General features: G+C 62.9%; 5 protein-coding genes. 4 read left to right on the forward strand and 1 reads right to left on the reverse strand.

What is annotated here, in order from left to right:
• The first annotated feature begins 240 nt into the window (after positions 1 to 240).
• On the forward strand, positions 241 to 7,824 hold the full coding sequence (locus tag ABIB91_RS04625; RefSeq protein ID WP_502916946.1) for a VCBS domain-containing protein: 7,584 nt from the start codon (positions 241 to 243) through the stop codon (positions 7,822 to 7,824).
• Positions 7,825 to 7,886: 62 nt separating this feature from the next.
• Positions 7,887 to 10,118 (forward strand): CHASE2 domain-containing protein, encoded by a 2,232-nt coding sequence (locus ABIB91_RS04630; protein WP_354159627.1) that lies wholly within the window; start codon positions 7,887 to 7,889, stop codon positions 10,116 to 10,118.
• Positions 10,119 to 10,302: 184 nt separating this feature from the next.
• Here ABIB91_RS04630 and ABIB91_RS04635 read toward each other — a convergent pair whose 3' ends face one another.
• A complete protein-coding gene (locus tag ABIB91_RS04635) occupies positions 10,303 to 11,898 on the reverse strand; it encodes an ABC transporter substrate-binding protein (protein ID WP_219681149.1) in 1,596 nt (531 codons plus the stop codon).
• 210 nt (positions 11,899 to 12,108) lie between these two features.
• Between ABIB91_RS04635 and ABIB91_RS04640 the strand changes: the two genes are divergently transcribed.
• Together ABIB91_RS04640 and ABIB91_RS04645 are read left to right on the forward strand one after the other, a co-directional pair.
• The gene (locus tag ABIB91_RS04640; RefSeq protein ID WP_354159625.1) at positions 12,109 to 13,767 is read left to right on the forward strand and encodes an ABC transporter substrate-binding protein; all 1,659 of its coding nucleotides are present in this window, start codon (positions 12,109 to 12,111) and stop codon (positions 13,765 to 13,767) included.
• 190 nt (positions 13,768 to 13,957) lie between these two features.
• Positions 13,958 to 14,911 (forward strand): ABC transporter permease, encoded by a 954-nt coding sequence (locus ABIB91_RS04645; RefSeq protein ID WP_354159623.1) that lies wholly within the window; start codon positions 13,958 to 13,960, stop codon positions 14,909 to 14,911.
• The last annotated feature ends 108 nt before the right edge of the window (positions 14,912 to 15,019 follow it).

Consider the following 15,019-nt stretch of genomic DNA (forward strand, 5'->3'; position numbering starts at 1 on the left):
TTTCTGCAATATAATACATGAGGTTACTTGGAATGAGCGAAAATAAGCGCTGCTTTACGTATGAGTATTTGAAAGATTACTTTGACTTCTCTGCAGGTGCCCAGCCGCCTGAGAGCATCGACCGCTTGGTGATGCGAAATCACACAAGCAATAGGTGGTTTCGCTAAGGACTTGGTAATGATATGCAAGTTTAGGCGAGCGATACTTACTTAGATTTTAACTCCTTTTTTGGTGCCCGGATTGAATTACGCTGGCAAATTTGACGCCGCGATTTCCTTGGACGGCTTGGGTTCCCGATCGCCCGCCGATGGCCACGTCGATTCCTTTACCGCAAAGGCACATGGTCATGTGCCTGACGGCGCATTCGTCGTTCCCGACCCGAACCTGATCTTCAACGGCGATTTCAAGCGCGCCGGTTTCGACCTCGTGCTGTCCCATGACGGCCACGACTTCGTCGTTCACGACTATTTTAGGGGCGACAAGCGCGCGGCGATCGCCTCGCCCGACGGCGCGCACCTCACCGGCGACGTCGTCAACGCACTCACCGGCCATGTGCAATATGCGCAGGCCGCCTCCGGCATTGCCGCCGCCCAGGTCATCGGCCACGTCACCAAGCTCTCCGGCAGCGCGACCGCGGTTCGTAACGGCGTCTCCGTCATCCTGAACAACGGCGACAACGTCGAGAAGGGCGACGTGGTCTCGACCGGTGGCGACTCGACGCTCGGCATCACGTTCATCGACGGCACGGTGTTCGGCCTGTCCTCCAATGCGCGGATGGTGCTGAACGAGATGGTCTACGACCCCAACGGGTCGAACAATTCCTCTCTCCTCAGTCTGGTCGCGGGCACCATCACCTTCGTTGCCGGCGAGACCGCCAAGCACGGAGACATGAAGGTCGACACGCCAGTCGCCACCATGGGTATCCGCGGCACGGCGGTGCTGAGCCAGATCAACTTCGTCGTTCCCGCCGGCGGCGGCGATCCGCAGCCGCAGGCGAGCTTCCAGGTGCTGGTCGAGCCGAACGGCACGACGGGCTCCTACATCCTGTTCGACAAGGTCACGCTGCTGCCGATCGCGACGGTCAACCAGGCCGGCCAGATGATCCAGATCAGCGGCGGCAACGTCTCGATCTCCAATGCGCTGATGTCGCCGGACATCCAGAAGCTGATCACGGACGTGTTCACGCTGAAGTTCACGGACAACAACAGCAACACCAAGCTGACCCAGAACTTCACCGACTCGATCACGCAGACCGGCAACATTGTCGTGATCAAGACGGACACCGGTGCCACCGCGACCGCGACCTTCACGAATCTCAATCAGCCGGGAGCGCAGGATTCCGGCCATGATCCGTCGAGCAGCACCCGCATTCCCGGCCCGCCCGATGCACGCAGCCTTGATCTCAATGGGAATGTGCAGAAGGCGTTCGCGCTGACTGAGCGTGCGGATACGACCGGCGACACGACGCATTCCGACACCATCTCCGGCCTGATCACCTTCGTCGACCAGAACCTGGGCGACCGGCCGACGGTGAGCATAGACCTCGGCGACGCGCCGAACTATCTCTACAAGAATGCCGGCCAGCAGGATGTCACCAGCGCGCTCTCTGCACTCCAGAAGCAGGACATCGCGGCAACGCAAACCCAGATCAGCGTCGCCGCAGCCGGCGGTAACAACAACAACGGCTCGGCGGTCTGGACCTACACGATTCCCGACCACGTCTTCGACTTCCTAGCGGCCGGTGAAACGTTGACGCTGACTTACAAGGTTCGCGTCAACAATAATTTCTCGGTCAATCCCGAAACGTCGCCCATCGACATCACCATCACGATCACCGGCACCAACGACAAGCCGGTGATCACCACCAGCGTTCCCGTCATCATCTTCGAGGGCGGCACCAGCAAACCCGGTGGCCCGCTCACCAGCGAGGTGCCGACTTCGGGCACGCTGACCTTCACGGATGTCGACCTCACCGACGCCCACACGGTCGCGGTCAAGCTGACCAGTGCGACCCTGCCTGATGGTAGCGTTCCGCCCGGCCCACTCGCGGCGTTCCAGAGCGCGATGTCGGTCGCGATCGCGGCGGGCGCCGATAGCACCGGAGACGGCACCGGCACCATCAACTGGTCGCTGGCTGACCTGCCGGTCTATCTCGCCGACTTCATCCCCAAGGGTGAGGTGCTGACGCTGGTCTACACCGTGACGCTCAAGGACGCGCAAGGCGCCACCTCGCAGCAGACCATCACCGTCACGATCACCGGCACCGACGCTCCCGCCGTGGTGTGGATCGCGACCGACAAGCCCGGTGCTCCCTCCGGCGGCTTCTGGAAGGATGCGGCCAATTGGGCAACCGGCACGGTCCCGACCATCAATGACGACGTCATCGTCATCACCGACCAGCTGCATGGGCTGACGCCGTCCTATCCGGTGACAATCGACACGGCGGCCTACGCCAAGTCGATCACGATGAACGACTACGACACCGCGGTCGGCCACAAGGCACCGGAAGTCATCAACAAGAGTGCGCTGACGATTGCGGGCGAGATCAGCCTCAAGGCCGATTCGAAGCTCACCAATTTCGCAGCAAGCACGATCTCGGTTGGTGGCAAGGCCGAGTTCCTGGACAGTAGCGTGCTCACCAATGCCGGCTATCTGACGCTTGCGGCCGGTGGCGATTTCGCTGGCGGTACCACGATCGCCAATTCCGGCACGATTGAGCTGTCCGGCGGCACGCTGAAGACGCTGGCCGCAATTAACAATGCCGGCGGCACGCTCAAGGCCGATGCCGGCACGACGCTGATCGTCGACACCGCCACGATCAGCGGCGGCACGGTCACCATTGCCGGCACGCTGGAACTCGACGGCACCAGCGTCCTCAAGGACGGCACGCTGAACAATTCAGGAGCGGTCAACGTCAAGGGCACGGCGGATTTCGCCCACGAGACCGTCTCCAACGCCTCCGGCGGCACGATCACGGTGCTGGCGAATGGCTGGCTGACCATTGATCAGGGCTCGACCGTTACCAATACCGGCAACGTCACGATCGATGCCGCTGGCAAGCTGACAGTGAGCGGCGCCACCATCAGCGGCGGCACGATCAACGGTCTCGGCACGATCGACGTTGCCGGCGCCAGTACGATCGACGGCGGTGCGACGCTGAGCACGAGCACTGTTACCGCCGATGCCAAGCTGACGCTGGACGGCATCACGGTTTCGGGCTCGACGATCACGGACAATGCCGGCATTGAGCTCGACAACACCGTCAAGCTCCAGGACGGCGCCAGCATCCAGGGTGGCGCGGTCGCCAATATCGGCGCGCTGAAGATCGCCGGCGCTGCAACGCTGCTCAATGACGTCGTGACCAACACCGGCACGGTGACGGTCGATGGCGGCCAGACGTTGACACTGTCCAGCACGGAGATTTCGGGCGGGGCTGTCAACGGCGTCGGCACGATCGATGTCATCGGCGCCAGCACGTTCGATGGCGGCGCCACGCTGAGCACGGCCACAGTTATCGCCGATGCCAAGCTGACGCTGGACGGCATCACGGTGTCGGGCTCGACGATCACGATCACGGACAATGCAGGCATCGAACTCGACAACACCGTCAAGCTCCAGGACGGCGCCACGGTCCAGGGGGCCTCAGCTGCGTCCAAGGGTGCGATCACCAACAACGGCACGTTGGAGATCGCCGGCGCGGCGACGCTGCTCAACGACATCCTGACCAACACCAGCCATATCGTCGCGATCGATGATGGACAGACGCTGACGCTGGCCGGCACCGAGATATCAGGCGGCACCATCAACAATTTCAACGGTGCGTCCGGCGGCACGGTCAACGTCGCCGGCGACAGCAAGATCGATGGCAACGCGGCGCTGAACAAGGGCGCTATCACGGTCGAAAACGGCATCACGCTGACGCTCGACGACGCGACCGTGACCGGCAGCGCGATCGCCAACGGCGGCATTGTCAAGGTCGATGCAACCAAGAAGCTGACGCTGGCGGGTGCGACCCTGACCGGCGGCACGCTCACCGTCGTCGGTACGCTTGCTTCCTCCGGCGCCACGACCATCACCGAGGCCAATATCTCGAATGGCACTCTGCTCGAGTCGACGCTCGACGGCCTACTGGCGCTGGTGGCGACGAATCCCGCTACCACGATCACGAACAGCGGCACGATCCGGGCCAGCCACGCCGAGCTCGACGTCAGCGGAGAGGCCGTCACCAACACGGGCACGCTTGCAGCCATCAATAACGGCACGCTGAAGCTGATTTCGAACACGGTGGTCAACGCAAGCGGTACCGTCTCGGTCGAGTCCGGCTCGACACTCGATCTCCAGGGCGCGACCATCGACGGCGGCACGGTCACGATTGCCGGTATGCTCGAATCGACCGGCACGAGCGCGATCGACAACGCCGACATCACCAACACCGGCACGATCACGGTCACCAGCGGCACGCTGACGATCGATCCCGCCACGCTTCACACCATCACCAATCACAATCTGATTCAGGCGAATGGTGGCGTGCTCGGCGTCTCCGGCGAAGACATCTCCAACACCGCGGATCTCGAGGCGATCAACTATGGTACGCTGAAGCTGACAAATCTGACTGTCAGTAACAGCAGCACCGGAGCGATCACGGTCGATGGTCACTCGAAGCTCTATCTGACCGACGTCTCGATCAACGGGGGCAGCCTGAGCAATGCCGGCAATCTCTACAGCGCGGGCGTCGATACGGTCACGGGCAGCGTCGCCAATACCGGCATCATCGAGGTCCAGAGCGGCACGCTCGACCTTGCGGGCGGCATCGCCGGTTCAGGCAAGGTGATCGTCGATATCGGCGCGACGCTGGAGTTTTCGGGCGCGACCGGTTCGATCCACATCGTCAATTCCGGCTCGATCGTGGGCACCGGTGGCAATGCGGCGATCCACATCCAGCAGGACACGACCGGTTCGGTGATCGACAATTCCGGCACCATCGGGCCGGCCGCCGCCTTGAGCGTGACCTCCGCGACCGATGCGATCGTCGAGACCGACGGCAGCCTCACGATCAACAACACCGGCCACATCAACGGCAATATCTCGGTCGCCAGCGCGACCTTCAACAACGAGTCCGGCGGCACCTGGACGGTCGCCGGCACGAGCGTGTTCGGCAATGCGTCGACGATCGTCAATGACGGTGTCATCGATCTCCTCAACGGCGCCTCGATCTCCCTGAGTGGGCCTGGCCTCGTCAATCACAACCACATCGACAGCTGGGGCACGGTGTCGATCTCGGGCACCATCGCCAATACCGGCACCATCGAGGTCCATGATGGCGAGTTGTCGCTGTTCGGATCGCTTTCGGGCACGGGCTCGGTCACCGTAGATGTCGGCGCGCTGCTGAAGCTCGAAGGCACGGTCGCGCAAACGATCGCACTTCACGGCAACGGCGCCGCGCTTGAGATCGATACGGACACGTTCGGCGGCTCGATCGCAGACTTGTCCGTGAACGACACGATCGAATTATCGACGATCCAGTGGGGCCCCGGCACCAGCGCCGTCTACGTGCCCAATGCTGCCGATCCTGCGAGCGGCGGCATGCTCACGGTCACCGGCAACGATGGCAAGGCCATCGACCTGATCCTCGTCGGCGACTATCGCAACGCGCACTTCGCGGGCAGCGACGATGGCGGCCACACGCTGATCACGATGCATGCGATCGACGACGCGCCGGCGTTCGACATGGTCAATGCATCCCTGACCGCGAACTTCTCCGAGCGCGAAAGCACCACCGGCTCCGGCGATTCCGACCCGCTGCCCGCCGCAACCGGCTCGATTCACTTCACCGACATCGACCTGACGGACCGTCCGATAGCGACAGTTGCAGTCACCGACCAGGCTGTGACCTGGCTGGATGGCGGCACCGACCTCACCGCGTCGCTCACCGACGACGAGACCGCCGCGTTGAAGGCCGCGCTGATCTATGGGCAGACTGGCAAGAACAACGGCACCGTCACCTGGAGCTATTCGATCCCCGACGGCGCGCTGGACTTCCTCGCCAAGGACCAGACCGCGAAGGTCGACTCCACCATCACGCTCACGGACGATTACGGCAAGATCCATACGGCCGAGGTCAGCGTCACCATCACTGGCAAGAACGACATTCCGACATTGGCCGCGGTCACCACGGGTCCACTTGTTGACACCGCCGCCACCGATAGCTTCCCGAACATCACGGGAACGCTGGTCGGGACCGACGCCGACCATGGCGAGACGGCAACGTTGCACTACGCGGTGATGGATGGAGCGAACGCGGTCACGGCGGTCGCCGGTCATTACGGTTCGCTGACGGTGGATGCCGTCGGCAGCTACAGCTACGTTCCGGATGCTGCGGCGATCAACGCGCTGTCGGCAGGCCCTTACTCGGACGTCTTCACGATTCAGACCAAGGACGCGCAGGGTGCTGTCGGCACGGCGTCATTCACGGTCGCCGTCACCGGCGCCAACGACACGCCGGTGTTGTCCAATGGCAGCATCGGGAAACTCACCGACACGGCCGCAGCGGATAGTTTCTCCGACCTTACGGGACAGGTGGTCGGGACCGACGTCGACACCGGCGACACGCTGAGCTATGCCCTGCTTGACGCAGGTCACCAGGCCGTCGCGACGGTCACGGGTCATTATGGCGCGCTGACGCTCAATAGCAACGGCAGCTATAGCTACGTTCCCGACGCTGCGTCGATCAACGCCCTGCCGGGAGGCTCCTATTCGGATAGTTTCACGGTCCAGATCACCGACGCGCATGGCGCTGCCACCACCGCGACATACACGGTGGACCTGACGGGCGCCAACGACACGCCGAAGCTGTCCGATCTCAACATCGGCTCGCTCACGGACACGGCTGCGACTGACAGTTTCGCCAATCTCACCGGCAAGCTGGTCGGGACCGATGCTGACAGTGGCGAGACGGGGTCGCTGACCTATGCCGTGCTTGATGCGACGCATCATGCGGCTGCAACGGTCGCGGGCCACTACGGCTCGCTAACGGTGAACGCGAACGGCAACTACAGCTACGTTCCGGATGCAACCGCCATCAACGCACTGCCGCAGGGATCCCATTCGGATACGTTCACGATACAGACGACGGACGTTCATGGGGCCGCGGGCACGGCGACACTGACAGTCGGCGTGACCGGCGCGAATGACACGCCGATGTTCGATCTCGATCACGTGAGTGTTAGGCAAGACGACGACGAGCAGGTGATCGTCCATGGCCTTTCGTTGGTCGACCCGGACGCTGCTCCGAATGAGATATTCACGCTGGCTGCCACGACTGAGGCTGCCGGCAGCAATGCGAGCCCGTCGTCGCGCTCCGGTCTATTTGCAAACATCAATGGGAGCCTGAATACCGTTATCTACAATGAAGGCAGCGCAGAGCCGCCCACGGACAAGATCACGCTCACCGTGACCGACGGGCACGGGGCGAGCGATACCATTCACTTGATTTTCAACCTTCCTGAAAGTGCGAACGACCACGCGCGGATCACCGGCACGACCGGCAAAGATCTGTTCATCGGAACCGGCTATCAGGATCAGTTCGTGTTCGCGGCCGACTCGAACCGCGATATGATCGTGAATTTCACGCCGGGTCAGGACCACATCGATCTCTCGGCAGTTGTGACGACCTCCAATCTTTCCGCCTGGATGGCCCAGCATGTGGCCGGGTCACCTACCAATTCGGCGGACACCCTGATCACGATCGACGCGGCAGACACGATCGTCCTGAAGGGCGTCACCGCGGCCCATCTCCATGCGAGCGACTTCATCGTCCACGCCTGATGACCGCTTGGGTGCCAAGCCGCCGGCTGCCATTGCCCGTGAAAGCGTGATATTCAACCGCCATGAAACGTCTCAAAATCCTGCGGCGGTGGTTTGCGCGGAAGTTGGGGTTTGCGCGGCTGATGTGCCTTGCGCTGCTGGTCGTGTTTGCCGGCGCTCGCCTGTGGGATCCGCCGCCGATCCAGGAACTGCGGCTGCGCACCTTCGACATGTTTCAGTTGATCGATCCGCGCCACAAGGCGGCGCGGCCGGTCACGATCGTCGACATCGACGACAAGAGCCTCGCCAAGCTCGGCCAATGGCCGTGGCCGCGGACGCGGATCGCCGACATGATCCAGAACCTTACCAGCAACGGCGCGGTCGCGATCGGCTTCGACGTCGTGTTCTCGGAGGCCGACCGGCTCAATCCGGATCTGGTCGCGAGCCACATGCGCTACCTCGACGATGCCACCCGCGCCAAGTTGCGCGAGCTGCCGAGCAACGACCAGATCCTTGCCGAAGCGATCAAGCGCTCGCGCGTGGTGCTGGGCGAGACGGGGCTTCCAGCAGTCTTGTCCGAACTCGACAAGTCACTTCCATTCACCGGCGTAGCGACGCTCGGGGAGGACGGGTCTGAACGCTTCATGTTCGACTTCCCGGGCTTGTTGCGCAACGTGCCTGTGATCGAGAAGGTCGCGGCCGGACGCGGCCTGTTCTCGATCAGACCCGAGCGCGATGGCCTGATCCGCCGCGTGCCGATGATCCTGCGGGCGCAGGACAACATCATGCCCTCGCTGAGCCTGGAGATGCTGCGCGTCGCCACCGGCACGCCGACGCTGCTGATCAGGACCGACAAGAGCGGTATCCGCACGATCCGCCTCAAGGGCCTGGAGATCCCGACTGACAAGAACGGCCAGCTGTGGATGCATTACGCCCGCCCGGACCCCTCGATCTACGTCTCTGCGGCCGATGTGCTCGACAATAGCGTGTCGCCCGGCAAGATCGCCGGCAAGCTGGTCCTGATCGGCACCTCCGCGGGCGGGTTGAACGACCTCAAGACTACGCCGGTGTCCTCGACCATGCCCGGCGTCGAGATCCACGCCCAGGTGCTGGAGAGCGTGCTGAGCGGCGCGGTGATCTCCCAGCCCGGTTATGCGCTCGTTGTCGAGCTGCTCGCCGCGCTCGTCATCGGCTTGCTCGTCATCATCTTCACGCCGAACCTCGGACCGGTCCGCCTCGTACTTGCCGGCGCGACCTTCGCCGCGATCCTGATCGGAGTGTCCTGGTTCTACTATGCCCAGCGCCGCTATCTCATCGACTTCACCTATCCGCTGCTCTCGACCACCGCGATCTATCTGACGCTGATCTTCGCGAGCTTCGTGCGCGAGCAGCGGCAGCGCGTGCAGATCCGCGGCATGTTCGCGCAATACATGTCGCCGGTGCTGGTCGAGCAACTCGCGCAGTCACCGGAAAAGCTCGTCCTCGGCGGCGAGGAGCGCGAAATGACGATCATGTTCTCCGACGTGCGCGGCTTCACCACCATATCGGAGACCTACAAGCACGATCCGCAGGGCCTGATCGCGCTGATGAACCGTTTCCTGACCCCGCTGACCGATGTGATCATCGATCAGAAGGGCTATATCGACAAATATATGGGCGACGCCATCATGGCGTTCTGGAACGCGCCGCTCGACGATGCCGAGCACGAGGTCAACGCCTGTGAGGCCGCGATCCAGATGTTGGAGAAGATCGACGCGGTGAACAAGGACCGCGAGCAGGAGGCCATTGATGGCGGTCACGTCTACCTCCCGCTCAATGTCGGTATCGGTCTCAACACCGGCATCGGCGTCGTCGGCAACATGGGCTCCGACCTGAAGAAGAACTATTCCGTGCTCGGCGACAGCGTGAACCTGGCGTCGCGCCTCGAAGGCCAGTCGAAGGAGTACGGCTTTCCCATCATCGTCGGCTCGAGGACCGCGCTCGCCGCCAAGGACAAGTTCGCGATCCTCGAGCTCGACTTCATCATGGTCAAGGGCAAGACCGAGCCCGAAGTGATCTACGCCATCGCCGGCCGCGAGGACGTGATGCATTCCGGCGCCTTCCAGCGCCTGCGCAACGTCACCATCGAAATGCTGGCCTGCTATCGCGGCCGCGACTGGCAGGGTGCGCTGGACGCCATCGAACGCGGGCGCAGGAGCGAGGATGCCGACACGCTGGAAAAGCTGTTCAAGCTCTATGAAGTGCGTATCAAGGAATTCCAGGTGAATCCGCCGGCGGAGGGGTGGACCGGGGCCTATGCACTGCTGACGAAGTAGGGGGCAGATGTGCGGTTTTGAAGCTAACCACACACTCGCTGTCGTCCTGGCGAACGCCAGGACCCATTACCCCAGGGAGAAGTTGTTACGGCGAGCGGCCAACCACCAATCTTCGGCAAACGAAATTCGGTGGTTATGGGTCCTGGCTTTCGCCAGGACGACGGCAGAGGGTTGAGCTGTCGCCTCACTCCGCCCCGATCGTCGTCAGATCCTGGAACCAGTGCTGTGCCTGGACGAACTGCTTGACCTTGGGCGACAGCGCATGCGGGTTGGTGTCGTGCACCACCCACACCAGCGTGGCGTCGTCGACGATCAGCGCGTGCGCCTGCGCCAGCAGCTCGTCCTGCTTGGTGCTGTCGAAAGTCTGCTTGGCCTCGTCGATCAGCGCGTCGACCTTCGGGTTCTTGTAGCCGCCCCAGTTGACGCCCACCGGCGCGATCTGGCTCGAATGGAAGAAGCGGACGATGGCGTAAAGCGGGTCGGAGGTGACGTAGGCGATGTTGTTGGCGGTGATGCCGGCGTTCATCTCGTCGGCCGCGCCCTTGCGCCAGTGCGTATAGAGCGTCTCGAGCTCCACGACCTTGAAATCGATGTCGATGCCGATCTCCTTGAAGCTCTGCTGCAAAAATTCATTCATCGGCAGCGAGAGCATCTGGCCGGTGCCGCCCTGTGCGATGATGAAGGTCGCTTTCAGCGGCTTCGCCTTCGAGTAGCCGGCTTCCTCGACCAGCTTCTTCGCCGCGGCGACATCGTATTTCAGCTCGAAGCTCGGCTTGCCGAACCACGGGCTCGACGGATCGACCTGTCCCTTGGCGGGTTTCGCAAGGCCATTCATCAGGCCCACCACGGCCTCACGATCGATCGCGAGGTTCAGCGCCTTGCGCAGGCGGATGTCGGTCCAGGGCGAACCCGGCAGCACGCTCAGATGATAATTCCAGACATGCGGCGTGACGTTGTCGACGAGCTTCATGCCGGCCGCCTTGAGCTGCGGCACGGCATCCGGCGCCGGCGTTTCGATCAGATCGACTTGCCCGGCCAGCAGCGCATTGGTGCGCGTCAGCGCTTCCGGCATCGGCACCAGCACGAGCTTGTCGACCTTGGGAATGCGCTTCTTGTTCCAGTAATCCGGATTCTTCGTGAGCTCGGCGAGTTCGCGCGGCACCAGTTTGGTCAATTTGAACGGGCCGGTCCCCGAGGGCTGGCTCGCGAACTTGTCCCAGTCCTTGCCGAGCTTCTCGTATTGCGTCGGGCTTGAGACCAGGAACCACAGCATCTGATAGGGAAAGAAGGAATCGACCGTCTTGGTGGTGATCTCCACCGTGGAGTCGTCGATCTTGGCGTAGCTCGCGACAGAAGGCAGGCGGGTCTTGACCTGGGCACTCTGGCGCTTATCGAATTGCGGCGCCTTGTCGTTGAGCACCTTGTCCAGATTCCAGATCACGGCGTCGGCGGTGAACTCGCTGCCGTCGTGAAACTTCACGCCCTTACGCAAGGTGAAGCGCCATTTGGTCTTGTCGGTATCGTCGACCTTCCATTCGGTGGCGAGCCCCGGCACCAGTTTGCCGGGTCGATCGGCGACGTCCATCTCCCAGGCCACGAGCGGATCGTAGATGGTGTAGGCCGTGAACTGATAGGCGCCGGCGCCGCGATCGGGCTGGCCGGTGGTCAGCGGGATGTCCGCCATCGAAATGCCGTAGCGCAGCACCGTTTCGGCGCCCGCCGGAATCGCGGACAACGCCAGTGCAAGCACGGCGAAACAGGTCGATAGTCGGATACGCATGGCCAAAGCTCCAAGGAAGACTTCAAGGGAGAATTGGAGCCAAACCTGCAATCTTGATGCCAGAATAGGCAGCGAGGTGCTTTCGCCGACGTGTCATCACAAGGACTTGTCGTCGCAGGGGCAATTTGCAGAATAAGTTTCCCCATTGGCATAGGCATTGCATACGATTGCATCAAAATTAGTCATCGAAGCCGGAAAAGGATTGAGGCAATGCTGATCAACAAAAACAAGACCCGCGCGGCGCTGATCGCGTTGCTGGCGCTCAGTAGCGCGGCTGCGTGGCCGCGCGTCGCCAGTGCCGAAACCGTGCTGCGCATCGCCATGACGGCTGCCGATATTCCGCGCACGCTGGGCCAGCCCGATCAGGGTTTTGAAGGCAACCGCTTCACCGGCCTCACCATGTATGACGCGCTCACCGGCTGGGACCTGTCCTCGGCCGACAAGGCGAGCGTGGTGATCCCCGGCCTTGCCACCGAGTGGAAGGTCGACGATGCCGACAAGACCAAATGGACTTTCAAGCTGCGCTCCGGCGTCACCTTCCATGACGGCTCGCCGTTCAATGCGGACGCCGTGGTGTGGAACGTCGAGAAGGTGCTGAAGCAGGACGCGCCGCAATTCGACGCCAGCCAGGTCGGCGTCACGGCCTCGCGGATGCCGACGCTGGCGTCCGCGAAGAAGATCGACGACATGACGGTCGAGCTCACCACCAAGGAGCCCGATAGCTTCCTGCCGATCAACCTCACCAATCTCTTCATGGCGAGCCCGGCGAAGTGGCAGCATTTCTACGAGAAGGCGGAAGGCGCTGACGCCAAGGCCAAGTCGCAGGCCGCATGGACCGCGTTTGCCAAGGACGCCGCGGGCACCGGCCCGTGGAAGATGGCCGCGTTCACCCCGCGCGAGCGGCTGGAGCTGGTCAAGAATGCGAGCTACTGGAACAAGGACCGCGTGCCCAAGGTCGACAAGATGGTGCTGTTGCCGATGCCGGAGGCGAACGCGCGCACCGCGGCGCTGCTCTCCGGGCAGGTCGATTGGGTCGAGGCACCGGCGCCGGACGCTTTGCCCGAGCTCAAGCAGCGCGGCTTCAAGCTCTACGCCAACGAGCAGCCGCACGTCTGGCCGTGGCAGTTCTCGCGCGTCGAGGGCTCGCCCTGGAACGACATCCGCGTGCGTAAGGCAGCAAACCTCTGCGTCGATCGCGAAGGACTCAAGGACGGCCTGCTCGCGGGGCTGATGGTGCCCGCGACCGGCACCTTTGAGCCCGGCCATCCCTGGCGCGGCAAGCCGACCTTCGAGATCAAGTATGACAAGGCGGCTGCGCAGAAGCTGATGCAGGAGGCCGGTTTCGGCCCGAACAAGAAGCTGACGGTGAAGACCCAGACCTCTGCCTCCGGCTCGGGCCAGATGCAGCCGCTGCCGATGAACGAATATCTCCAGCAGGCGCTGGCCGAATGCTATTTCGACGTGCAGCTCGACGTCATCGAGTGGAATACGCTGTTCACCAATTGGCGCCGCGGCGCCAAGGATCCCAGCGCCAACGGCTCGAACGCGACCAACGTCACCTACGCGGCGATGGATCCGTTCTTCGCGCTGGTGCGCTTCCTGCAATCGGGCATGGCTCCGCCGGTCTCGAACAATTGGGGTTTCATCAACAATCCCAAGTTCGACGAGCTGGTGAAGAAGGCGCGGCAAACCTTCGATCCCGCCGCGCGTGACGCGGCGCTCGCCGAACTGCACGCGGCCTCCGTCGATGACGCAGCCTTCCTCTACGTCGCCCACGACGTTGGCCCCCGTGCCATCAGCCCGAAGGTGACAGGCATCGTGCAGCCAAAGAGCTGGTTCATCGACTTCTCGCTGGTGTCGATGCAGTAATTCTCTCAGCTTGCTCAGTGCACCCTCTCCCCTTGTGGGAGAGGGTGGCCTCGCAAAGCGAAGCCGGGTGAGGGGTCTCTCTCCGCGAGTGACCATCTCTCATTAGGAATAGCTGTACTCGCGGAAACAACCCCTCATCCGGCGCTTCGCGCCACCTTCTCCCGCAAGGGAGAAGGAAGAAAGAACTGCAGTGCTCGCCTATATCGCCAGACGCATCGTCTACGTCGTCCCGATCGTCATCAGCGTCGCGCTGGTGTGTTTTCTGCTCGTGCACATCACGCCGGGCGATCCGCTGGTGGCCGTGCTGCCGGCTGACGCCTCGCAGGAGCTCGCCGCGCAGCTCCGCACCGCCTATGGTTTCGACCGCCCGCTGCCGGTGCAGTTCGGGCTTTGGCTGCTCCGCGCAATTCATGGCGATCTCGGCAATTCCATCGCCACGGGCCGCCCGGTGCTGGCCGAGGTCATGCGCGCGGTCAGCAACACGGTCACGCTGGCGATTGCGGCGGCGATCATCGGCTTCACCATGGGCATCCTGCTCGGCCTGATCGCCGGCTATTTCCGCGAGACCTGGATCGACAAGCTGGCGACATCCTTTGCCATCGCCGGCGTTTCGGTGCCGCATTACTGGCTTGGCATGGTGCTCGTCATCATCTTCTCGGTTCAGCTGAACTGGCTGCCCGCCGTCGGCGCCGGACCCGGCGGCTCGGCCGCCTGGGCCTGGGACTGGGCGCATTTGCAATATCTCGTGCTGCCGGCGATCACGACCTCGGTGATCCCGATGGGCATCGTCACCCGCACGGTGCGCGCGCTGACCGGCGACATTCTCAGCCAGGACTTCGTCGAGGCGCTGCGTGCAAAAGGCCTGCACGAGCGCGGCGTGTTCCGCCACGTCATCAAGAACGCCGCGCCGACCGCGCTCGCGGTGATGGGACTTCAGCTCGGTTACATGCTTGGCGGCTCGATCCTGATCGAGACCGTGTTCTCCTGGCCGGGCTCGGGCTTCCTGCTCAACTCCGCGATCTTCCAGCGCGACCTGCCGCTGCTCCAGGGCACGATCCTGATCCTGGCGCTGTTCTTCGTCTTCCTCAATCTGCTGGTCGACATCGCGCAAGCCGCGATCGACCCGCGCATCAAGCGGGGCTAGCGATGAGCGAGGCTGGAGCCGTGAAAAGGGTGCGCTCCCTCCCCCGCCTGCGGGGGAGGGTTGGGGAGAGGGTGCCTCCTCAATCGAGAGTCCCCAAGAGGAGAGAGC

The sequence above is a fragment of the Bradyrhizobium sp. JR4.3 genome, from assembly GCF_040547695.1.
Classification (GTDB): Bacteria; Pseudomonadota; Alphaproteobacteria; order Rhizobiales; family Xanthobacteraceae; genus Bradyrhizobium; species Bradyrhizobium canariense.